19 protein-coding genes are annotated in these 21,148 nt (G+C 68.6%); 16 read left to right on the top strand and 3 right to left on the bottom strand.

Annotated features, from left to right (window positions below):
• The first annotated feature begins 7 nt into the window (after positions 1-7).
• From ABIC90_RS09810 to ABIC90_RS09755, 12 genes are all read left to right on the top strand, one after another.
• Entirely contained in the window at positions 8-1,018 is a 1,011-nt protein-coding gene (locus ABIC90_RS09810; protein ID WP_354354094.1) for a FecCD family ABC transporter permease, read from the top strand.
• A gap of 56 nt (positions 1,019-1,074) precedes the next feature.
• Entirely contained in the window at positions 1,075-1,800 is a 726-nt protein-coding gene (locus tag ABIC90_RS09805; protein WP_354354093.1) for an ABC transporter ATP-binding protein, read from the top strand.
• A gap of 13 nt (positions 1,801-1,813) precedes the next feature.
• Positions 1,814-2,383 carry a cob(I)yrinic acid a,c-diamide adenosyltransferase gene (cobO, locus tag ABIC90_RS09800; RefSeq protein WP_354353900.1) on the top strand — a complete coding sequence of 190 codons (570 nt, stop codon included), beginning with the start codon at positions 1,814-1,816 and terminating at the stop codon, positions 2,381-2,383.
• Between the two features lie 5 nt (positions 2,384-2,388).
• On the top strand, positions 2,389-3,081 hold the full coding sequence (bluB, locus tag ABIC90_RS09795; protein ID WP_354353899.1) for a 5,6-dimethylbenzimidazole synthase: 693 nt from the start codon (positions 2,389-2,391) through the stop codon (positions 3,079-3,081).
• A complete protein-coding gene (locus ABIC90_RS09790) occupies positions 3,081-3,554 on the top strand; it encodes a MotA/TolQ/ExbB proton channel family protein (protein WP_354353898.1) in 474 nt (157 codons plus the stop codon). Before bluB ends, ABIC90_RS09790 begins: the two co-directional genes overlap by 1 nt.
• Before the next feature lie 73 nt (positions 3,555-3,627).
• On the top strand, positions 3,628-3,993 hold the full coding sequence (locus ABIC90_RS09785; protein WP_354353897.1) for a DUF2149 domain-containing protein: 366 nt from the start codon (positions 3,628-3,630) through the stop codon (positions 3,991-3,993).
• Complete coding sequence (gene cobN / locus ABIC90_RS09780) at positions 3,990-8,027, top strand: cobaltochelatase subunit CobN (protein ID WP_354353896.1); 4,038 nt, start codon at positions 3,990-3,992, stop codon at positions 8,025-8,027. Before ABIC90_RS09785 ends, cobN begins: the two co-directional genes overlap by 4 nt.
• Positions 8,028-8,048: 21 nt before the next feature.
• Positions 8,049-9,035, top strand: coding sequence for an adenosylcobinamide-phosphate synthase CbiB (gene cbiB, locus ABIC90_RS09775; protein WP_354353895.1), 987 nt, complete (start codon positions 8,049-8,051; stop codon positions 9,033-9,035).
• Positions 9,032-10,042, top strand: coding sequence for an aminotransferase class I/II-fold pyridoxal phosphate-dependent enzyme (locus tag ABIC90_RS09770; protein WP_354353894.1), 1,011 nt, complete (start codon positions 9,032-9,034; stop codon positions 10,040-10,042). The genes cbiB and ABIC90_RS09770 overlap by 4 nt, the downstream gene beginning before the upstream one ends.
• A 4-nt stretch (positions 10,043-10,046) precedes the next feature.
• The gene (locus ABIC90_RS09765; RefSeq protein ID WP_354353893.1) at positions 10,047-10,400 is read left to right on the top strand and encodes a CidA/LrgA family protein; all 354 of its coding nucleotides are present in this window, start codon (positions 10,047-10,049) and stop codon (positions 10,398-10,400) included.
• Entirely contained in the window at positions 10,397-11,125 is a 729-nt protein-coding gene (locus ABIC90_RS09760; RefSeq protein ID WP_354353892.1) for an LrgB family protein, read from the top strand. The genes ABIC90_RS09765 and ABIC90_RS09760 overlap by 4 nt, the downstream gene beginning before the upstream one ends.
• A gap of 70 nt (positions 11,126-11,195) precedes the next feature.
• Positions 11,196-11,666, top strand: coding sequence for an OsmC family protein (locus ABIC90_RS09755; protein ID WP_354353891.1), 471 nt, complete (start codon positions 11,196-11,198; stop codon positions 11,664-11,666).
• 253 nt (positions 11,667-11,919) lie between these two features.
• Here ABIC90_RS09755 and ABIC90_RS09750 read toward each other — a convergent pair whose 3' ends face one another.
• Positions 11,920-12,633: a phytanoyl-CoA dioxygenase family protein gene (locus ABIC90_RS09750; protein ID WP_354353890.1), complete on the bottom strand. Its 714-nt coding sequence runs from the start codon at positions 12,631-12,633 to the stop codon at positions 11,920-11,922.
• Positions 12,634-12,717: 84 nt separating this feature from the next.
• Positions 12,718-13,632 (bottom strand): LysR family transcriptional regulator, encoded by a 915-nt coding sequence (locus tag ABIC90_RS09745; RefSeq protein WP_354353889.1) that lies wholly within the window; start codon positions 13,630-13,632, stop codon positions 12,718-12,720.
• 181 nt (positions 13,633-13,813) lie between these two features.
• Here ABIC90_RS09745 and ABIC90_RS09740 point away from each other — a divergent pair, with 181 nt between their 5' ends.
• From ABIC90_RS09740 to ABIC90_RS09725, 4 genes are all read left to right on the top strand, one after another.
• A complete protein-coding gene (locus ABIC90_RS09740; protein ID WP_354353888.1) occupies positions 13,814-14,713 on the top strand; it encodes an alpha/beta hydrolase fold domain-containing protein in 900 nt (299 codons plus the stop codon).
• Positions 14,714-14,864: 151 nt separating this feature from the next.
• Positions 14,865-16,121: an efflux RND transporter periplasmic adaptor subunit gene (locus ABIC90_RS09735; protein WP_354353887.1), complete on the top strand. Its 1,257-nt coding sequence runs from the start codon at positions 14,865-14,867 to the stop codon at positions 16,119-16,121.
• 40 nt (positions 16,122-16,161) lie between these two features.
• A complete protein-coding gene (locus ABIC90_RS09730) occupies positions 16,162-19,428 on the top strand; it encodes an efflux RND transporter permease subunit (RefSeq protein ID WP_354353886.1) in 3,267 nt (1,088 codons plus the stop codon).
• A 30-nt stretch (positions 19,429-19,458) separates the two neighbouring features.
• A complete protein-coding gene (locus tag ABIC90_RS09725) occupies positions 19,459-20,940 on the top strand; it encodes an efflux transporter outer membrane subunit (protein ID WP_354353885.1) in 1,482 nt (493 codons plus the stop codon).
• Here the strand turns inward: ABIC90_RS09725 and ABIC90_RS09720 are convergent.
• Complete coding sequence (locus ABIC90_RS09720) at positions 20,909-21,133, bottom strand: hypothetical protein (RefSeq protein ID WP_354353884.1); 225 nt, start codon at positions 21,131-21,133, stop codon at positions 20,909-20,911. The genes ABIC90_RS09725 and ABIC90_RS09720 overlap by 32 nt on opposite strands.
• Positions 21,134-21,148: the final 15 nt, after the last annotated feature.

Genomic DNA, 21,148 nt, shown 5'->3' with positions numbered 1-21,148 from the left:
CGCGCGCATGCATTCGGCCCACCTGCGCCGCGTTCTGCTGCTGGGCGCGGCCCTGCTGGTGCTGGGCGTCGCGCTGCTGGTGTTTGGCCTGGGCATCGGCAGCACCGGCTTCGAGAGCCTGCTGGCCGCGCGGCACGATCCGGTGGCGCTGCAGATCGTGTGGGACATCCGCCTGCCGCGCACGCTGGGCGCCTGGCTCGCGGGCGCGCTGCTCGGGCTTGCGGGCGCGGTGGCGCAGGGGCTGTTTCGCAATCCGCTGGCCGACCCGTACCTGCTCGGCAGCGCCTCGGGCGCTTCGCTGGGCGTGGCGGTGGCGCTGATGCTTTTCGGCGGCTCTGCAGCCAGTACGCAATGGGTGATGCGCATCGGCCTCACGGGCGCGGCCTTCATCGGCGCGGTGCTTGCCGTGCTGCTCACGCTGACACTGGCGCGCGGCGTGCAGCAGACGCTGCGGCTGCTGCTCGCGGGCGTGATCGTCGGCGTGGTGCTGGGTGCCGCCAAAGACCTGATCAGCATTGCCTCGGCCGACATCCTGCAGGCCATTCAGGGCTTCGTCCTCGGCAGCACCGGACTGGTCGGCTGGAGCGCCTGCGCGGTGATGGGGGCGGTGTGCGCGGTGTGCCTGCTGGCGGCCTGGGCGCTGGCGCCGGTGCTCGACGGGCTGGCGCTCGGCGAAGCCACCGCCCGCAGCCTGGGCCTGCCGCTGGGCGCCATGCGCGCCGCGCTGGTCGTGGTGCTCGCGCTGGCCACCGGCGCGGCCGTGGCGCAGACCGGCCTCATCGCCTTCGTCGGGCTCGCGGCGCCGCACCTGGTGCGCTCGGCCGTCAAGACCACGCATGCGCGGCTGATCGTGCTGTCGGCGCTGATGGGCGGCCTGCTGCTGATGGCGGCCGATCTGCTCGCGCGCTGGCTCATCGCGCCGCAGGAACTGCCGGTGGGCGTGCTCACCGCGGTGCTCGGCGGAAGCTACCTGCTGTGGCTGATGCACCGGCGCAGCGCGCGCGGAGGCCTGGCGTGAACAAGACCCTGACCGTGCCTGCGCTGGAAGCACGCCGCGTGAGCGCCACGCTGGGCATGGCCGAGGTGCTGCACGGCATCGACCTCAAGCTTTCGTCCGCCCGCTGGACCAGCATCGTCGGGCCGAACGGCGCAGGCAAATCCACCTTGCTCAAAGCGATGGCGGGCTTGCTTCCGCATGGCGGCGAGGTGCGGCTGTTCGGCGAAGCGCAGGCCAGGATTCCCGCCCGCATCCGCGCACAGCGCCTCTCGTGGCTGGGCCAGAGCGGCACGGGCGAGGCCAGCGCCGACGACCTGATGGTCTACGACGTCGCCATGCTCGGCCGCCTGCCGCACCAGCGCTGGCTGGCCGCCCCGAGCGCGGCCGACCGCGACGCCGTGGAGCGCGCACTGCGCAGCACCCAGGCCTGGGACTGGCGCGACCGCCCGCTGGGCCAGCTCTCGGGCGGCGAGCGCCAGCGCGTGCTGCTGGCCCGCGCGCTGGCGGTCGAGGCTCAGGTGCTGTTGATGGACGAGCCGCTCGCCAACCTCGACCCGCCGCACCAGGCCGACTGGATGCAGACCGCGCGCGCCCTCGTGGCCGAGGGCCGCACCGTGGTGAGCGTGCTGCACGAACTGCCGATGGCGCTGGCCGCCGACGACATGGTCGTGATGGACAAGGGCCGCGTGGTGCACCACGGCGGCTGCAGCGACCCGGCCACCCACACAGCGCTCGAACAGGTCTTCGACCACCGCATTCGCGTGCACCGCGTGGCGGACCAGTGGATTGCGCTGCCGAAATAAGCAAGGAACACACATGCAGATCGAAACCCCTCCCAGCGAAAAGCCCTACGAGAAGCCCGAAGGTGAACGCCGCGGCATCGTCATCGTCAACACCGGCGACGGCAAGGGCAAGAGCACGGCCGCATTCGGCCTCGCGCTGCGGGCGCACGGCCGTGGCAAGGCCGTGAAGATCTACCAGTTCATGAAAGTGCCCTCCGCGCGCTTCGGCGAGCACCGCATGTTCGAGCAACTGGGCATTCCCATCGAAGGGCTGGGCGACGGCTTCAGCTGGAAGAGCCAGGACCTCGAGCGCTCGGGGCAGCTTGCGCGCGACGGCTGGGAGAAGGCCAAGGCCGCGATCCTGTCGGGCGAGTTCTTTTTGGTGGTGCTCGACGAAATCACCTACCCGCTGATCTACGGCTGGCTGCCGCTCGAAGGCGTGCTCGAAACGCTGCGCGCGCGGCCCAAGCACGTGCATGTGGCGCTGACTGGCAGGCGCTGCCCGCCGGAGATCATCGAGCTGGCCGACACGGTGACCGAGATGACGCTGGTCAAGCACGCGTTCAAGGCAGGCATTCCGGCGCAACGCGGCATCGAGGATTGACCGCGATGGCGCGGCAACACGCATTCGCGGCCGAAGAGGCGAGGGCGGTGTACCGCGTCATCCACGAGCGGCGCGACATGCGCCACTTTGCGGGCGGCGAGGTCGCGCCCGAGGTGCTGCGCCGGCTGTTGGACGCGGCGCACCACGCGCCCAGCGTGGGGTTCATGCAGCCGTGGCGCTTCATTCGCATCCGCGAGGCTGCGCTGCGCCAGCGCCTGCACGATGCGGTCGAGCGCGAACGCGTGCTCACCGCGCGCGCCCTCGGCGAACGCGAAGACGAGTTCATGCGCCTGAAGGTGCAGGGCCTGCTCGATGCGGCCGAGCTGCTGGCTGTGACGCTGGCCGACGACCGCGACAAACATGTGTTCGGCCGCCGCACCCTGCCGCAGATGGACCTGGCCTCGGCCTCCTGCGCCATCCAGAACCTCTGGCTTGCCGCGCGGGCCGAAGGACTGGGCATGGGCTGGGTGTCGCTGTTCGATCCTGCCGGGCTGAGTGCATTGCTCGGCTTGCCGGAAGGCGCCGAGCCCATCGCACTGCTGTGCCTTGGCCCCGTGCACGCGTTCTATGAAGAGCCGCTGCTGCAGCGCGAACGCTGGGCGCGGCGCGATCCCTTGTCCGCGCTGGTATTCGACGAGCGCTGGGGCCGGCCGTCGGACCTGTTTCTGTCAACTTCTTCTTCCGTGGAGCCTGCCTGATGCTGGCCTTCGATACCGTCCTGTTCGAGTTGGCGCGCCTGTTTCTCTGGCCCGTGACGCTCGGTGTGCTGCTGTGCTTTGTCTATGCGGTGGTGTGCCTGGGCGCCTTCGGCATCGAGTACCTGCAGCGTCGCCGCGATCCGCTGCGCGTGCTGGCGCTGCGGCGCCATGCCGATGCGAGCCAGGAGCAGATGGAGCTGGTGGTGCTCAAGCAGCTCGAAGGCGTGCGCCTGTGCAGCCGCGTGGCGCCGATGCTGGGGCTGATCGCCACCATGATCCCGATGGGGCCGGCGCTGGTGGCCGTCGCGTCGGGCGAATCGCAGGGTGTGGCGCAGAGCCTCGCGCCCGCGTTCGCGGCCGTGATCGTGGCGCTGGCCTCGGCCTCGATCACCTTCGTGGTCTACACGGTGCGGCGGCGCTGGCTGATGCGCGAGCTGGTGACGGTGCTGGATGCGCGGGACCGGCTGTCATGAGCGCCGCGCCGGGCCGCCCCAAGCAAGCTCGCTCCCGCTTGGCGGGAAGGCGCGCAGCGCCAAGGGTGCACCCATGACCCGCAGGCAGTTCTCGATATTGAGCAGCCTGGACAGCGATGACGACGATCCGGTGCTTTCGACCATCAACCTGATCGACGTGTTCATGGTCGTCATCGGCATGCTGATGATCGCGGTCATCAACAACCCGATGAACCCGTTCGCGCAGGACAAACTGACCGTCATCCGCAACGAAGGCCAGCCCGACATGGAGATCATCACGCGCGAGGGGCAGAAGCTCACGCGCTTCAAGGCCAGCGGCGCGACGGGGCAGGGCGACGGCGAGAAGGCCGGCACCGCCTGGCGGCTGAAGGACGGCACGATGGTCTATGTGCCGGCGGATGCCGTACCGGCTGCGGCGGCGGTGCAGGGCGGCAAGTGAGGCGGCTGCTGGTCTGGCTCCTGCTGATGGGGCTGGCGTTCGGTGCGCAGGCCGAGGCGGGCGCGTCTTCGCGCATCGTGGTGTTGAGCACCTCGCTGGTGTCGCCGGCGCGCGTCGTGCGCTTGCAGGAGGCCGCGCACGAAGCCGGGTTGCTGTTGCAGGTGGTGTCGGCCGCGAGGGATTCGCCCGAAGCGCTGGCATCCGCGCTGGTTGATGCCAGGCTGCTGCTGATCGACGCGCCGCACCTCAGCGTGGCGCAAGCTGCCGCGGCGCGCTTCGGCGACGTGATTGCGCGCGGCGGCGCTTCCTATGTGCTCATCGGCGAATTCGCGCTCGCAGCCAAGGGACAAACCACCACGGCACCACCGCTGGACGCCGAGCGCGGCGTCGATGCAGCGTGGGCACAGCGCCTGCGTGAGTACTGGCGCTTTGCGGGCACGGCCAACCTCAGCGCGGCGATGAAGGCGTTGGGTCAGATCGATTCCCTGGACGGGCTCCCGCCGCCCGTGCCCCTGCCGCTCGCGGGCTTCTATCACCCGGGCTGGCCCCGCGTCGAAACCGATATCGCGGCAGTGAGCCGCTTGCCCGGCAACGCCGGAACCGTCGCCATTGTCATCAACAGCGCCACGGTCACCGGCGACGACACCGCCTGGCTCGACCGACTCATCGCCACGCTCGAACAGCGCGGCCTGCGCGCCTACGCCTTCTACGGCCCGCGCCAGCAGAAAGACCTGTTCTTCCGCATGACCCATGCGGCGGGTGCCGACGAGCAACGCGTGGCCGACCTGATCGTCAACGCCTCGCTGGTTTTCAGCCCGAACGAGCGCAAGGCCGAGCTGGAGCGCATCGGCGTGCCCGTGCTCCAGACCCTGCCGTCGCTCGCCATGGACGCCGCGCAGTGGGCGCAGAGCAAGGACGGCCTCGCGCAGACCGACATCGCCTCGTACTACAGCCCGAGCGAACTGGCCGGCATGACCGATCCGATGCTGGTGAGCGCGCGCGATGCCGTTGGCGGCACCTTGCAGCCCTTGCCCGCGCAGATCGACGCCGTGGCCGACAAGGCGGCCGCGCTGCTGCGCCTGCAGCGCACGCCGGCGCCGGACCGCCGTGTCGCCATGCTGGTCTACAACTACCCGCCGGGCGAGGCCAACTTCGGCGCCTCCTTTCTCAACGTACCGCGCAGCGTGAGTCACATGCTCTCGGCGATGAAGTCGGCCGGCTACCGCACCGAGACACCCGGCGCGGACGCGCTCATCGCGCAGGTGCAGGCCACCCTGAAGGCCTACTACCCGGCCGGCGGCGGCGATGCCTTGCAACCGCTGCTCGACCAGGACCTGGCCGCTTCGCTGCCGCTGTCGCGCTACCTCGCATGGTTTCGCACGCTGCCCGCCGAGACCCAGCACCGCATCGAGAGCTACTGGGGCCCGCCCCAAAAGTCGACCATGCTGCGGTCGGTCAAGGCTTCGGGTGAGCAGGCTTTCGTCATCCCGCGCGTGCAGTTCGGCAATGTCGTCGTGCTGCGCCAGCCGCCGCGCTTCGAGCCCGGCACGCAGGTGCTGGGCAAGGCCGAGCAGGTCTATCACCGCTCGGCCATTCCGTTGAGTCACAGCTACCTGGCCACCTACCTCTGGCTGCGCACGCAGTTCGGCGCCAGCGCGGTCGTGCACGTGGGCACGCACGGCACGGTCGAATGGTCGGCGGGCAAGGAGCGCGGCTTGTCGGTGCAGGACGATCCGCTGCTCGCGCTCGGCGACCTGCCCAACGTGTACCCGTACATCATGGACAACCTCGGCGAAGCCACCACCGCCAAGCGCCGTGGGCGCGCGACCATGGTGAGCCACTCGACGCCGATGTTCGCGCCCGCGGGCTTTCGGCCCGGTGTGCAGGCGATGCACGAGCGCCTGCACGACTGGGAAACGCTGTCGCCCGGACCGGTAAAAGCCGCGATGGAGCGGCAACTGACGGCGGAGTTCGTCCAACAACACTACGACCGCGACCTCCAATGGACGCCCGCCCGGATCCGCGCCGACTTTGCGGGCTTCATCGCGGTGCTGCATCCGTACCTCGACGAACTGGCGCTCACCGCACAGCCGCTGGGCCTGGCCACCTTCGGGCAGGCGCCCGATGCAGAGCGCCGCCGCATGACGATCCTGCAGATCCTCGGCAAGCCCTTGGCCGAAGCGCTGGGTGAGGACGTCGACGAAGCCTTCCTGATCGACGCCGGGAACATGGCGGCCTCGCGACCGGCGCGCTGGGTCGAAGTTGCCATCAAGGACGTCGAGGCGGCGAGCGCCATGGGTGCGGATGCCGCCCACGCGGAAACGCTGCGAGCCATGGCCCGGCGCGCGCAGAAGATCGACGCCGCGCTCGCCAACAACGAAGAAATCGAAGGCCTGCTCACCGCGCTGGATGGCCGCTACCTCCGGGCCAGCTACGGCGGCGACCCGGTGCGCAACCCCGACAGCCTGCCGACCGGGCGCAACCTCTACGGCTTCGATCCGAGCCGCGTGCCGACGCGCGCCGCGTGGGACATCGGTGTCACCGCCATGGACGCGTGGATGGCCGAGCATGCCAGAAGCCACGCCGGCAAGCCGCCTGAAAAGATCGCCTTCACGCTCTGGGCGGGCGAGGCCTCGCGTCACCAGGGCGTGCTGGAAAGCCAGGCCTTCTACGCCATGGGCGTGAAGCCGCGCTGGGACGACGCGGGCCGCATCGCCGGCATCGACGTGCTGCCGGCATCCACCTTGAAGCGGCCGCGGATCGACGTGCTGATCAGCGTCACCGGCTCCTACCGCGACCAGTTTCCCAACGTGATGCGCTGGCTCGACGAGGCGGTGCAGCAGGTCGCGGCCTTGCCCGAACCCGGCAACGCTGTCGCGCGGCACAGCGAAACGCTGGCCCGCAAGCTGCGGGCGGAAGGCGCGACAGCGGACGAGGCCAGGCGCTGGTCGACCGCGCGCGTGTTTTCGAACGAGCAGGGCAGCTACGGCGCGGGCCTGGAAGAAGCCGCGCTCGCGAGCGACCTGTGGACCTCGCAGCGCCGTGGCGGCGGCGATGCGCAGATGGCGCAGCTCTACATGGACCGCATGGGCCATGCCTACGGCAAGGGGCTGCACGGCGCGGCACGGCCCGGCGCCTATGCCGGCAACCTGGTGCAGGTCGATGCGGCGCTGATGGCGCGCACCTCCAACCTGTACGGCGTGCTCACCAACGACGATCCGTTTCAGTACCTGGGCGGCATCGCGCAGGCGGTGCGGCAGCTCACGGGCAAGGATCCGGCGCTGTACGTTCAGAACCTGCGCGACTCCGGCGCGGTGCGCACCGACACCGCCGCCGGCGCCATCGCGCGCGAGATGCAGACGCGCTATTTGCACCCCCAATGGATCGCGGCGCAGAAAGCCGAGGGCTACAGCGGCACGCTGCAGGTGCTCAAGACCGCGCAGTTTCTCTGGGGCTGGCAGGTCACCGCGCCCGGTGCAGTGCGGCAGGACCAGTGGCAATCGCTGCACGAGGTGTATGTGCGCGACCGGTACAAGCTGGGCACACGCGAATGGCTGGAAGGCGACAACCGCGCCGCCTTCGCGCAGACGCTGGAGCGCATGCTCGATGCGGTGCGGCTGGACTATTGGAAGCCCGATGCGGCAACGCGGCGCGAACTGGCGAGCGCGTATGCGGAGGCGGTTCGCGCCACCGGCCTGCGCGAGCGGAACATGGGGGTGCAGCGCTTTGTGCGGGCGGAGCTGGCGCCTCGGGGTGCTGTGGCTGTGGAAGTGCCGAGGTCTGTGGCGGCTGCGCCCGTCGAAGGCCCTTCGCCCGCACCTTCGACCGAAGCTGCCGCACCGGCGCAAGACGCGACCCAGTCTGTGACCGGCCTCAAGCTGGAAATGACACCCGACGAAGCTCCGCCGCAGCAGGCCGAGTCGGTGCTGCTCCGCCTGGGGGTGGCCTTCGGCGCGGCCTTGCTCATCGCGCTCGGCGCGCTGATGCAATGGCGGCGCGGCCGTGGACGCCATCCGGATGCCGCCCGCGCCTGATTCGAGAGAATGACGGCCCCCATGCCCGCCTTCTCCTTCACCCATGCCATCGTCGCCATCGCCGCCCTGTGGCTCGCGCTCGCCATCGACCGCTGGCTCGGCGAGCCGCCCGCGCGCCTGCATCCGGTGGTGTGGATGGGAAAGTACCTGGGCTGCATCGGCGATCGCATCGCACCGCCGTTCGACCGGGCACGGCCGCTCGACCTGCGGCTGTTCTTCATCGGCGCGCTGACGTGGTGTCTGGGCGGCGTGGCGGTCTGGGTTGTGACGTCGATGCTGCAATCGCTAGCCACGCTGCACCTGCCGGCATGGGCCGCGGCGGTGCTGGTCGGCCTTTTGCTCAAGCCGCTCTTCGCATGGCGCATGCTGCGCGACGAAGTGCTCGCGGTCGAGGCGGCGCTGGGCGTGTCGCTCGATGCGGGCCGCCAGCAGCTTGCGCGATTGGTCAGCCGCGACGTCCAGGCACTCAGTGAGCGCGAGGTGCGCGAGAGCGCCATCGAATCGCTGGCCGAGAACCTCAACGATTCGCTGGTGGCGCCGCTGTTCTGGTTCGTGCTGCTGGGCCTGCCCGGCGCGGCGCTGTACCGCTTCGCCAACACGGCCGACGCGATGTGGGGCTACCGCGGCGAGCGCAACGGCCGCGACTGGACATGGCTCGGCAAATGGGCCGCGCGCGCCGACGACGCGCTCTCGTGGATTCCCGCGCGCATCACCGTGCTGCTGCTGGCGCTGGCGGCGGGTCGATGGCCGAGGGGCCTGGGCCGCGAGGCGCGCCGCACGCCGTCGCCCAATAGCGGCTGGCCGATGGCGGCGATGGCGCTGCTGCTCGGCGTGCGGCTGGCCAAGCCCGGTGTGTACGCATTGAACGGGGAAGGGCGGCAAGCGGCTGCGGCCGACACGCACCGCACCGCGCTGCTGGGCGGCAGGGCGGTGCTGGCGGCGGCGGTGTTCGCGTCGCTGGCGATCCTGGCGGTGCCGGCGATTGCTGTGATGGCGGATTGGCCATGACGTTCACCAACGCCCTGCACGGCGGCCCTGACGAGACCGGCGCCGCGCCGCACGATTTTTCGACCAACGGCAATGCGGTGGGCCCATGCCCCGCAGCGGTCGATGCCTTGCGCACGGCCGATGCCGCGCACTACCCGGACCCGCGCTACACCTCGCTGCGCGCCCGCCTTGCCGCCTTCCACGGCGTGACACCCGAGCGCATCGTGATCGCGGCGAGCGCGAGCGAATTCATCCACCGCATCAGCGCCGCCGTCATGCAAGGCGGCGCACGCCAGGTCTGGCTGCCCACGCACAGCTACGGCGACTACGAACGCGCGGCCCAAGCCTGGGGCCTGCAGGTGCTGCGCGCCTCCGAGCCGCACGAAGGCGCGGCGCTGCACTGGTGCTGCGAGCCATCGAGCCCGCTGGGCCAGCCGCAGGCCGATATCGAACTGCACGCGCAATCGGGCAGCATCTGCGTGCTCGACATGGCCTACGAACCGCTGCGCCTCGAAGGCCGGGCGTCGCTGGCCGCCGCGCAGCGCGACCGCGTCTGGCAACTCTGGACACCGAACAAGGCCATGGGCCTCACCGGCATCCGCGCCGCCTATGCCATCGCGCCCGACGACGCAGCCGCCGCGCCGCTGATGCAGCGCCTCGAAAAGCTCGCGCCGTCGTGGCCGCTGGGCACCCACGGCGTCGCGTTGCTCGAGACCTGGACCGGCGACGAAGCCCAGGCCTGGCTCGCCCGGAGCCTGACGACGCTGCGTAGCTGGAAGGCCGAGCAGCGGGCCCTCTGCGAATCGCTGGGCTGGCAGTGCCTTCCCAGCGACGCGAACTTCTTCTGCGCCCGCACCGACGCGCCGTACCCCGTGCTGGCGGCCGCCTTGCGCGCCGACGGCATCAAGCTGCGCGACTGCGCGTCCTTCGGCCTGCCGGGCCTTGTGCGCCTGGGCGTGCTGCCGCCGCACAGCCAGCAGGCACTCGCGCAGGCCTGGACACGCGCCGACGCTTCAGCCGAAGATTGAAACCATGCTCTACGCCATCACCTCGCTCTTTCTTTGCCAACTGGCCGGCGAACTGCTCGTTCAATGGCTGGGCCTGCCGATTCCCGGTCCGCTGATCGGCATGGTGCTGATGTTCGTCGCGCTGCTCGTGCGCGGCAGCGTGCCGCAGGCGCTGACCGACACCTCGGGCCACTTGCTGCGCAACCTGATGCTGCTGTTCATTCCGGCGGTGACCGGCGTCATGCTGCATTTCGAGCGGGTGGGGCGCGAGTGGCTGCCGTTCCTGGCGGCCGGCATCGTGGGCGCGGCCTTCACCATGACCATGACGGCGCTCACCTTCCGCTGGATGATCCGCATCACCGGGAAGGATGCGGAATGAGCGCACCGGCGAAGCTTTCCGACATCTGGGTCTTTCTTGCGCAGTCGCCGCTGCTGTGGCTGTCGCTCACGCTGCTGGCGTACCTGGGCGCGCTGTGGCTGCACAAGCGCAGCGGCGCGAACCCGGTGGTCAACCCCGTGCTGGTGTCGGTGATCGTCATCGTCACCGTGCTGCTGGCAACGCGCACCCCTTACGACACGTACTTCGAAGGCGCCAAGTTCGTTCACTTCCTGATCGGCCCGGCCACCGTGGCGCTGGCCGTGCCGCTGTACGGCCAGATCGCGCGGCTGCGGCGCCTGTGGCTGCCGATCGGTGTGGCGCTGCTGGTGGGCTCGGTGGCAGCCATCGTCTCGGCCATCGGCATCGCGTGGGCGCTGGGCGGCTCGCACGAGCTGATCATGTCGCTCGCGCCCAAGTCGGCCACCATGCCCATCGCGATGGGCGTGGCCGAGAAGATCGGCGGCCTGCCGTCGCTGGCCGCGGTGGCGGCGGCCGTCGCAGGCATCTCGGGCGCGATCATGGCAACCGGGTTGTTGAACCTGCTGCGCATCAAGGAGCCGGCTGTGCGCGGCTTTGCGGTGGGCATGGCGGCGCACGGCATCGGCACGGCGCGGGCCATTCAGGTGAATGAAACCGCCGGGGCGTTCTCGGCGTTGGCGATGGGGTTGAACGGCATTGCGACGGCGTTGCTGGTGCCGTTGCTGGTCAAATTGCTGGGCGCCTGACGCTGCTTACATCGCCCGCGTCTTGCCTGCAGAGACAGCGAACGAACAACTGCCAAGGAGAAACACGACCATGTCCGAATACACCGCAGAAGTCTTGTGGGAGCGAGGCGACCAGGATTTTCTGGCGAACACCTACAGCCGCAGGCATGCGCTGCGCTTTGACGGCGGGGCGGAATGGGCGGGCTCTTCGTCGCCGCATGTGGTGCCGCTGCCGTTCTCCGACGCGTCGGCGGTGGACCCCGAGGAGAGCTTTGTGGCGTCGCTGTCGAGCTGCCACATGCTGTGGTTCCTGACGATGGCGGTGAAGCGCAAGTTTTGCGTCGACCGGTATTTCGATGCGGCCACCGGCGTCATGGAGAAGAACGCCGAAGGCAAGATGGCCATGACCGTGGTCACGCTGCGGCCGGAGGTTTCGTTTTCGGGCGAGAACCTGCCGACGCGCGAGCAGATCGCGCACATGCACCACCGGGCGCATGAGGAGTGCTTCATTGCGAACTCGGTGAAGACCGAGGTGCGGTGCGAGCCTGTTTATCGGGTGTAGCTGCGAGGCTGAGCGGCGAGGGCGCTTGGTGTACCGGTGTTCAGGGCGTGTGCGCAGGGCACCGGGATGCGCATTGACGGCGTTCGGCCGCTGATGGCGACGACTTACAGTCGTTCAGTCGGTCGCAATGTCCCGGTCTGCTGCGATGAGTGCTTGGGGGCCCTGAGCGAAAGTTGAAACTCCTCCGAGGCGGATGTCGTCAGTGCCAGTCGGATTGGAGCATCGCCGCAAACGCTCGAAGCGGTCATCTCACTCAGCCTGCTGCGCGCAGATTGAAGCGTGTTGTCGCCATCATCCTGATGTTTTTGGATGCGTTGATGGATGGGGTGTGCAGCACGCGCATGTCCATCAGAAAAACATCGCCGGCCCGCCCTGACATCTCGACGACCTCCGTGTTGGATGTGCTCAGAACAGCTTCCAGATCAGTTGGCGTTTTCAACGCGCCGCGAAGCATGCGGGCCACCTCGCCCTCCAGGCGATGCGAACGCGCCAGTGCCAAGGTCGCACCTGCGTGTTGCGCAACGTCGTCGATCAGGTAGAAGGCCTGGATGCCGGGAATCTCATCGCCCGGCTTCGACGCGATATCAACGTGCCAGTTCAGATTGCTCGAAGACCACCGTCCCTGACGAGGAAGGGACAGCAGGAGCTGCGAGCCTTGCCCGACCTGAGGAGTCATGCCGGTGAGGCCAACGATTGCACCGCGAATTTCCGGGGTGTTCAGGGCCTCATCCAGATCTGCGATCTTGACGACCGAGGCCAGCTTTGCGATCTGCTGAAACGGCAGCAGCTCGTTCACCGAGCGGCCAACGCTTTTTCCGCCGGCCCAGATGCCCAGGCGCGCGAGTTCTCGAAGAATGCTTTCTTTGATCGGGTTCAGACGGGCCTTGGAGTGACCGCCGGTCACGCGCAAATATCCTTCGCGATGAAAGAAGTCGAGCTCCGACTGTTTGAAAGCTTTGCCTGTCATGCAATGAGCGCGGCAGGCAGAACAAATATCGGCAGTGTCACAACCGCGTAGTACATGTCTACCTTCTCCTAAAGACGGCCTCAGTCACCGCCGCTGCAGCCTCGGATTCTTCGCAAACAACTCCGCCGCCCAATCCACAAACGCCCGCACCTTCGCACTCAAGTGCCGGTTGGGCGGGTACACCACATGAATCGGCAGCGGGTCGCGGCTCCAATCCGCCAGCACTTCGACCAGCTCGCCGCTTTCCAGATGCGGCTCCGCCATGAAGGTGATGCACTGCGAGATGCCGAACCCCCCGAGCACCGCCGCCATGTGGGCGTTGCTCTCGTTCACCGACACGCGGTACGGCCCGTTCAGCTCGATGCGCTCGTCGCCCTTGTGAAACTCGTGCGGGTAGATGCGCCGCGTGCTGCCCGAGAAGTAGCTCACCACGGTGTGGCGCTTCTCGATGTCGTTGGGATGGGCGGGCATGCCGTAGCGCTTGATGTAGGCGGGGGAGGCCACGGTCACGAAGTGCAGGGTGCCGATGCGCCGGGCCACCAGCGACTGGTCGCTGAGTTCGCCTGCGCGGATCACGCAGTCGACGTTGTCGCTGATGAGGTCAACGGTGCGGTCGCTGACGCCCAGGTCGACCTGGATGTCGGGGTAGCGGTCGCAGAAGCTCGCCAGGTTGGGCAGGATGATCTGCCTGGCCACCGAGGTGCCCACGTCGATGCGCAGCCGCCCCGTGGGGCTGGCCTGCGCATTGGTCATGCTGGCCTCCATGTCGTCGAAGTCGTTCAGGAGGCGGGCGGCGCGTTCGAAGTACGCCGCGCCGTCGGGCGTGACGGTCACGCGGCGCGTGGTGCGGTTGAGCAGCTTCACGCGCAGGCGCGATTCCAGCGCCTGGATCTGCTTGGTGACCGTGCCTTTGGGCAGGGCGAGTGAATCGGCGGCACGGGTGAAGGTGCCGGCTTCCACGACGCGGACAAAGATCCGCATTGCCTGGATCTGATCCATTGAATGCCTGTTCTGGAACCCGGCCCACGCCGGAGGGAGGCGGATTCTCACACAGCGAGCCCGACCCCCCGTGGCATATGGATTGTTAGCCGTTTGGAAACAGAGTGGGGTCAGGTTGCCTGTTTCATATCGAACGGTGCGCCTTATATTTCAAACATCGCCCATCCCCCTGAGGTCGCCCATGTCACCCGTTCCATCGTCCCGTTCTGCCGAAGCTGCCGCTGCTGCCGCCGCGGTGCAGGGCGTGGAAGCCGATCTGCTGATCGAACTGCCCGGTCGCGAACCGGTGGCCGCCCGTGTCTACGGGCAGCGCGCCAAGGGCGACACGGCACCGCTGGTGCTGCATTTCCACGGCGGCACTTTCGTGTGCGGCGGCCTGGACAACGGCCGCAACGTGGCCCGGCTGCTGGCCGGTTCGGGTGCGGTGGTGGTCTCGCTGGCCTACCCGCTGGTGCCCTTTCCTGAGCCCATCGAAGTCGGCTATGCCGCCCTCGAATGGCTCTACAAGCAGCGCACCAAGCTGGGCGGCAAGGGCTCGCTGGTCTATCTGGCGGGCGAGGAAGCCGGGGGCAACCTGGCCGCCGCGGTGGCGTTGATTGCCCGCGACCGGGCCCATCCGCCGCTGGCAGGCCAGATCCTGCTGTCGCCCATGCTCGACCCCTGCGCGGGCACCGCGTCGCTGCGCAGCGCAACCAACGACGAGGCCGAGTGCCGCTGGGCCACCGGCTGGCAGAAGTACCTGAGTTGCCCATCGAACGCGATGCACCCGTATGCGGTGCCCAGCGGTTCGCTGCGCCTGGCGGCCCTGGCACCGGCCCTGGTGCTGGTGGGGCAGGACGACGCGATGCGCGACGAAGCCATGACCTTCGCCGGCCGGCTGCGCGCAGCCGGCATCGAGGTCACCAGCAACGTGCTGCCCGGCGCGGCGAACTGGCCCAAGGCGCTGTACGACCCTGAAAACGCAGGGTGCAGGGACTGCGCGGCCAATGTGCAGCAGCACTTTCGCGAGTTCTTCAGGGCCACAACGCCACCTGCTGCGCCAGCTCCTGTGCCGCCTCCCGCGGCGCCCGAGCCCAGCTAGACCCGCAAGAGTCAGCACCGCCCACTGACAGCCGCCGCCTCCCCTGAGGCGGGCGTCCGGCCCCTCTTTTCCCCGAAATCCGCCTCCTGTCGCCAAAAGCGACGGGGTGGCCTGTTGCATCCCAAAAAGTCATCGAGAAGGACGAAACATCATGTCGAACAACGAACAACACCCGCTGTCTTCCGCCGCCCGCAAGGGCCTGTGGCCCGCCGTGACCGGCCTTACCGCGCTGCTGGCGGTGGCCGCAGCGGTGGTGGGCATGTACAGCTTCAAGGCCGAAGCCACCGCACCGGTGGCGGCGCAACAGGGCACGCCGGTGTCGGTGGCCACCGTGGCGTCGAGCGAGGTCAACGCCTGGGACGAGTTCTCGGGCCGGCTCGAGGCGGTCGAACGCGTCGATGTGCGCTCCCGGGTGGCCGGCGCCGTGCAGGCGGTGCACTTTCGGGAAGGCGCACTCGTCAAGCAGGGCGACCTGCTGATCACCATCGACCCCGCACCGTATGCCGCTGAAGTGGAGCGTGCCGAAGCGCAGGTGGCCTCGGCGCAAGCCCGCCAGGCCTTCAGCCGCAGCGAGCAAGAACGTGCCCGCCGCCTCTGGGACGAGCAGGCCATCGCGCAGCGCGAACTGGACGAGCGCGTCAACGCCGGTCGCGAAGCCGAAGCCAACCTGCGCGCCGCACAGGCGTCGCTGCAGACCGCACGCCTGAGCCTGGGCTACACCCAGGTGCGGGCGCCGGTGTCCGGCCGCATCGGCAAGCTCGAAGTGACGGTGGGCAACCTCGTCGCCGCGGGCCCCGGCGCACCGGTGCTGACCACGCTGGTGTCGGTGAGCCCGATCTACGCGAGCTTCGACGCCGACGAGCAGGTCGTCACCCGCGCCCTGAAGGACCTGCCTGCCAACGCCGGCGCACGCGGCCAGATCGACAGCATTCCCGTGCAGATGGGCACCGCCGGCCTGGAGGGCACGCCCTACACCGGCAAGCTTCAGTTGATCGACAACCAGGTCGATGCCCGCAGTGGCACCGTGCGTGTGCGCGCCTCGTTCGACAACAAGGACGGCGCGCTCATCCCCGGCCAGTTCGCCCGCATCCGCATGGGCCAGGCGCGCAACGACACCGCGCTGCTGGTGAGCGAACGCGCCATCGGCACCGACCAGAACAAGAAGTTCGTGATGGTCGTGGGTGAAGACAACAAGGCGGCCTACCGCGAAGTGGCGCTCGGTGCCTCCATCAACGGCCTGCGTGTCGTGAGCAAGGGCCTGAAGGCGGGCGATCGCGTGGTGGTCAACGGCCTGCAGCACATCCGCCCGGGTGCGCTGGTGGTGCCGCAGCAAGTGACCATGGACGCCAAGGCCGACCCTGCCAAGCAACAACAACCGGAACGCGTGGCGGAAGCCGCGAAGTCCTGAAACCGGAGGGGAGTGCACCAGCGCTCACCGGAGAACCAACATGAATCTCTCTAAATTTTTCATCGACCGGCCGATCTTTGCCGGCGTGCTGTCGCTATTGATGCTGATAGCCGGCCTGATCGCGCTGCGCGGGCTGCCGATCTCGGAGTACCCGGAAGTCGCGCCGCCTTCGGTGGTGGTGCGCGCCACGTACCCGGGTGCCAACCCCAAGGTGATCGCCGAAACCGTAGCCACGCCGCTGGAAGAGCAGATCAACGGCGTCGAAGGCATGCTCTACATGGGCAGCCAGGCCACCACCGACGGCGTGATGACGCTCACCGTCACCTTCCGCCTGGGCACCGACCCTGACAAGGCACAGCAACTCGTGCAGAACCGCGTCTCGCAAGCCGAGCCGCGCCTGCCCGAGGAAGTGCGGCGCCTGGGCATCACGACCGTCAAGAGCGCACCCGACCTGACGATGGTGGTCCACCTCGTCTCGCCGAACAACCGCTACGACATCAACTACCTGCGCAACTACGCGGTGCTGAACGTGAAAGACCCGCTCGCGCGCATCGAAGGCGTGGGCCAGGTGCAGATCTTCGGCGGCGGCGACTACTCGATGCGCGTCTGGCTCGACCCGCAGAAGGTCGCGCAGCGCGGCCTCTCGGCGAGCGACGTGGTGGCTGCCATTCGCGGCCAGAACGTGCAGGCCGCGGCCGGCGTGGTCGGCGCTTCGCCGGGCCTGTCGGGCGTGGACATGCAGCTGTCGATCAATGCGCAAGGGCGCCTGCAGAGCGAAGAAGAGTTCGGCGACATCATCGTCAAGAGCGGCACCGACGGCGCCGTGACACGCCTGCGCGACATCGGCCGCCTGGAGATGGGCGCCGCCGACTACTCGCTGCGTTCGCTGCTCAACAACGACCCGGCCGTGGGCATGGGCGTGTTCCAAGCACCGGGCTCCAACGCGCTCGACATCTCGGCCAACGTGCGCAAGACGATGACCGAGCTCAACAAGAACATGCCCGAGGGCCTGGAGTACCGCATCGCCTACGACCCGACGCAGTTCGTGCGTGCGTCCATCGAGTCGGTGATCCACACGCTGCTCGAAGCCATCCTGCTGGTGGTGCTGGTGGTCATCCTGTTCCTGCAGACATGGCGCGCTTCCATCATTCCGCTCTTGGCCGTGCCGGTGTCGGTGATCGGTACCTTCGCGGTGCTGCACGTCCTCGGTTTCTCGATCAACGCGCTGAGCCTGTTCGGGTTGGTGCTGGCCATCGGCATCGTGGTGGACGACGCCATCGTGGTGGTGGAAAACGTCGAGCGCAACATCGAAGCTGGATTGACGCCGCGTGAAGCGACGTACAGGGCGATGCGCGAAGTTTCCGGGCCCATCATCGCCATCGCGCTGGTGCTGGTGGCCGTGTTCGTGCCGCTGGCTTTCATCAGCGGTCTCACGGGGCAGTTCTACAAGCAGTTCGCGGTGACCATCGCGATCTCGACGGTGATCTCGGCGATCAACTCGCTCACGCTGTCGCCGGCGCTCGCGGCGCTGCTGCTGCGCGGCCATGACCAACCCAAGGACGCGCTGACGCGCGGCATGGACAAGGCCTTCGGCTGGCTGTTCCGCGGCTTCAACAAGCTCTTCCATCGCGGCTCGGAGGCCTACAGCGGCGGCGTGAAGAACGTCATTTCGCGCAAGGCGCTGATGCTGGCGATCTACGTCGCGCTGGTCGCGGTGACCTTCGGCCTCTTCAAGGCGGTGCCCGGCGGCTTCGTGCCGGCGCAGGACAAGCAATACCTCATCGGTTTTGCCCAGCTGCCCGACGGCGCCACGCTCGACCGCACCGACGAAGTGATCCAGCGCATGGGCGAGATCATGAAGAAGAACCCGAACGTGGAAGACGCCATCGCCTTCCCGGGCCTGTCGATCAACGGCTTCACCAACAGCTCCAACTCGGGCATCGTGTTCGCCACGCTCAAGCCCTTTGCCGAGCGCAAGCGCGACGACCAGAGCGGTGGCGCGGTGGCCGGCCAGCTCAACGGTGCCTTTGCGAGCATCCAGGACGCGTTCATCGTCATGTTCCCGCCGCCGCCGGTGGCGGGCCTGGGCACCACGGGTGGCTTCAAGCTGCAGCTGGAAGACCGTGCCTCGGTGGGCTACGACCAGATGGACCAGGCGGTGAAGGCCTTCATGGCCAAGGCGCAGGCCGCGCCCGAACTGGCCGGCATGTTCACGAGCTGGCAGGTCAACGTGCCGCAGCTGTATGCCGACATCGACCGCACCAAGGCCCGCCAGCTCGGCGTGCCGGTGACGGACATCTTCGACACCATGCAGATCTACCTGGGCAGCCTGTACGCCAACGACTTCAACAAGTTCGGCCGCACGTACTCCGTGCGGGTGCAGGCCGATGCGCCTTACCGCGCCCGTGCCGAAGACGTGGGCCTGCTGAAGGTGCGCTCCACCTCGGGCGAGATGGTGCCGCTGTCTGCGCTGATGAAGGTGAATTCGACCTTCGGCCCGGAACGCGCCATGCGCTACAACGGCTACCTCGCGGCCGACATCAACGGCGGTCCGGCCCCCGGCTATTCGTCGGGCCAGGCGCAGGACGCGATCACCAAGATCGCGGCCGAGACGCTGCCCAAGGGCGTGAGCTTCGAGTGGACCGAGCTGACCTACCAGGAAATCCTGGCCGGCAACTCCGCCTTCCTGGTGTTCCCGCTGGCGATCCTGCTGGTGTTCCTGGTGCTGGCTGCCCAGTACGAGAGCCTGACGCTGCCGATCGCGATCATCCTGATCGTGCCCATGGGCATCATGGCTGCGATGGCGGGCGTATGGATATCGGGGGGTGACAACAACGTCTTCACGCAGATCGGGCTGATCGTGCTGGTGGGGCTGAGTGCGAAGAACGCGATCCTGATCGTGGAGTTCGCACGGGAGCTGGAGTTCGCCGGACGCACGCCCATCCAGGCCGCCATCGAAGCCAGCCGCCTGCGCCTGCGCCCGATTCTCATGACCTCGCTGGCCTTCGTGATGGGTGTGCTGCCCCTGGTGCTGTCGACGGGCGCGGGCTCGGAAATGCGCAAGGCCATGGGCGTGGCGGTGTTCGCCGGAATGATCGGCGTGACGGCCTTCGGCCTGTTCCTCACGCCCGTGTTCTATGTGCTGATGCGCCGCCTGGCGGGCAACAAGCCGCTGAAGCTGCATGGCGACGTGCCGCACGGCGACGACTTCGTGTCGGCCGAGCATCCGGCCGCACCGACCGGCGGCGGCGCGGGCTTGCACCCGGTGCCGGCTTCGCCGCGCCCTTCGCACGGCGCGCATGACTGATCGCGCAACCGATCGAGAAGAAAGTTCATCATGACATTCGCATTTCAACCTTGGGTTCGTCCGCTTCGCAACGCCTTGCTGCCGCTGGTGGCGGCCCTGGCGCTGGCCGGGTGCGCCACCGTGCCCTCCGGCGTGCCGCAGATCCAGACCACCGCCCAGTTCAAGGAGCAGGGCGCCACGCCGCCCGCCGGCTTCACGCGGGCGCTGCCTGCGGAAGCACAGGCGCGCGGCGCCTGGTGGCTGGCGTTCAACGACCCGGTGCTCAATGCGCTGGTCGAGAAGGCCGACGTCAATAACAACAACATCCAGGGCGCCGCGGCGCGGCTGGCCGAAGCCCGTGCGCTGGCTCGCAGCGCGCAGGCCGACCGGTTACCGCAGATCGGCCTGGGCGCCGGCGCCAACCGCGGCGCGGGGCTGGACAAGGCCACGGCCAGCACCCGGCCGGGCACGATGACCAACATCGGCGCCACCTTCTCCTACGAGCTCGACCTGTTCGGCCGCCTCTCGGGCGCCAGCAACGCGGCCAAGCTCGATGCCGCCGGCCGCGAAGGCCTGCTGCAGAGCACGCGCCTGGCGGTGCAGGCCGAAGTGGCGCAGACCTATCTGCAACTGCGCGCGCTCGACGCCGAACGCGCACTGATGCGCGAGACGGTCGAGGCCTACAGCGACACGCTGCGCCTCACGCAGCGGCGCCAGGCGGCCGGCGACATCGCCGAGCTCGACGTGGCGCGGGTGCAGACCGAGGTGTCGTCCACCGAATCGGATGCGCTGGCGCTCGACCGCCAACGCGCCCAGGTCGAGCACGCGCTCGCGGTGCTGGTGGGCGATTCGGCCTCCAGCTTCGGCCTGCGCACCGACGAATGGGCGACCGCGTTGCCGGCCATTCCGCCGGGCGTGCCGGGCACGGTGCTCACGCGCCGGCCCGACGTGTCGGCCGCGCAGAACGCGGTGCTGGCGGCGCAGGCCCGGGTGGGCGTGGCGCAGACCGCGTGGTTTCCCGATATTTCGCTGACCGGCGCGGCCGGCTATGCCTCGCCCGAGATCGGCGACCTCTTCAAGTGGTCGGCCCGCTCATGGGGCGTGGGCGCGCTGCTGTCGCTGCCGATCTTTGACGGCGGCCGCCGCGAGGCCGGGGTGCAGGGCGCCAATGCCCAGCTCGATGGTGCGATCGCCAGCTACCGCACGCAGGTGCTGGTGGCGTTCCAGGAGGTCGAAGACCAGTTGGCGGCCATCCGCATCCTGCAGGAGCAGTCGGTGGTGCAGGCCAAGGCGGTGTCGTCGGCGCAGCGGGCCACGAGCCTGTCGGACACGCGCTACCGCAACGGCTACATCAGCCAGCTCGACCTGCTGGATGCGCGTCGCAGCGAACTGCGCAATCGGCGGCAGGCGCTGCAGGTGAAGTCGGCGCAGTACCAGGCGACCGTGGGCCTGATCCGCGCCATCGGCGGCACGTGGGAAGTGCCGGCGGCGACCGCTTCGGCTACGGCGCCGCAGAAGGTAGCGACGCGCTGATCTTCTGCAGCTCCGCCACGCCCAGCGCCAGCGCGTTGGAGTGGCTGGTCTGCGGCCTGGACGCCGTGCGGTACACCCGGTAGTCGAGGGTGTCGGTGTGGCGGCCGTGGTCGAGGGCTTCGAGCAGCGTCCAGAAGAACTGGCCGGGCTCGCGCTCCTCGACCGCGAGCGCCAGGTCGTTGAGGGCTGGCATTTGGGGGGTGGTCGA

Source organism: Variovorax boronicumulans (assembly GCF_040544675.1).
GTDB classification, from domain to species: Bacteria; Pseudomonadota; Gammaproteobacteria; order Burkholderiales; family Burkholderiaceae_C; genus Variovorax; species Variovorax boronicumulans_D.
This window is presented reverse-complemented; position numbering and strand designations above follow the sequence as displayed.

Bases quoted from the DNA above. Each gene is read 5' to 3' on its own strand.
- ABIC90_RS09770 (WP_354353894.1), top strand. From the start codon at position 9,032: ATGACGTTCACCAACGCCCTGCACGGCGGCCCTGACGAGACCGGCGCC.
- ABIC90_RS09740 (WP_354353888.1), top strand. From the start codon at position 13,814: ATGTCACCCGTTCCATCGTCCCGTTCTGCCGAAGCTGCCGCTGCTGCC.
- ABIC90_RS09750 (WP_354353890.1), bottom strand. From the start codon at position 12,633: ATGACAGGCAAAGCTTTCAAACAGTCGGAGCTCGACTTCTTTCATCGC.
- bluB (WP_354353899.1), top strand. From the start codon at position 2,389: ATGGCGCGGCAACACGCATTCGCGGCCGAAGAGGCGAGGGCGGTGTAC.
- ABIC90_RS09785 (WP_354353897.1), top strand. From the start codon at position 3,628: ATGACCCGCAGGCAGTTCTCGATATTGAGCAGCCTGGACAGCGATGAC.
- ABIC90_RS09735 (WP_354353887.1), top strand. From the start codon at position 14,865: ATGTCGAACAACGAACAACACCCGCTGTCTTCCGCCGCCCGCAAGGGC.
- ABIC90_RS09760 (WP_354353892.1), top strand. From the start codon at position 10,397: ATGAGCGCACCGGCGAAGCTTTCCGACATCTGGGTCTTTCTTGCGCAG.
- ABIC90_RS09730 (WP_354353886.1), top strand. From the start codon at position 16,162: ATGAATCTCTCTAAATTTTTCATCGACCGGCCGATCTTTGCCGGCGTG.
- ABIC90_RS09745 (WP_354353889.1), bottom strand. From the start codon at position 13,632: ATGGATCAGATCCAGGCAATGCGGATCTTTGTCCGCGTCGTGGAAGCC.
- ABIC90_RS09725 (WP_354353885.1), top strand. From the start codon at position 19,459: ATGACATTCGCATTTCAACCTTGGGTTCGTCCGCTTCGCAACGCCTTG.
- ABIC90_RS09810 (WP_354354094.1), top strand. From the start codon at position 8: ATGCATTCGGCCCACCTGCGCCGCGTTCTGCTGCTGGGCGCGGCCCTG.
- ABIC90_RS09755 (WP_354353891.1), top strand. From the start codon at position 11,196: ATGTCCGAATACACCGCAGAAGTCTTGTGGGAGCGAGGCGACCAGGAT.
- ABIC90_RS09790 (WP_354353898.1), top strand. From the start codon at position 3,081: ATGCTGGCCTTCGATACCGTCCTGTTCGAGTTGGCGCGCCTGTTTCTC.
- cobO (WP_354353900.1), top strand. From the start codon at position 1,814: ATGCAGATCGAAACCCCTCCCAGCGAAAAGCCCTACGAGAAGCCCGAA.
- cbiB (WP_354353895.1), top strand. From the start codon at position 8,049: ATGCCCGCCTTCTCCTTCACCCATGCCATCGTCGCCATCGCCGCCCTG.
- ABIC90_RS09765 (WP_354353893.1), top strand. From the start codon at position 10,047: ATGCTCTACGCCATCACCTCGCTCTTTCTTTGCCAACTGGCCGGCGAA.
- ABIC90_RS09805 (WP_354354093.1), top strand. From the start codon at position 1,075: ATGGCCGAGGTGCTGCACGGCATCGACCTCAAGCTTTCGTCCGCCCGC.
- ABIC90_RS09720 (WP_354353884.1), bottom strand. From the start codon at position 21,133: ATGCCAGCCCTCAACGACCTGGCGCTCGCGGTCGAGGAGCGCGAGCCC.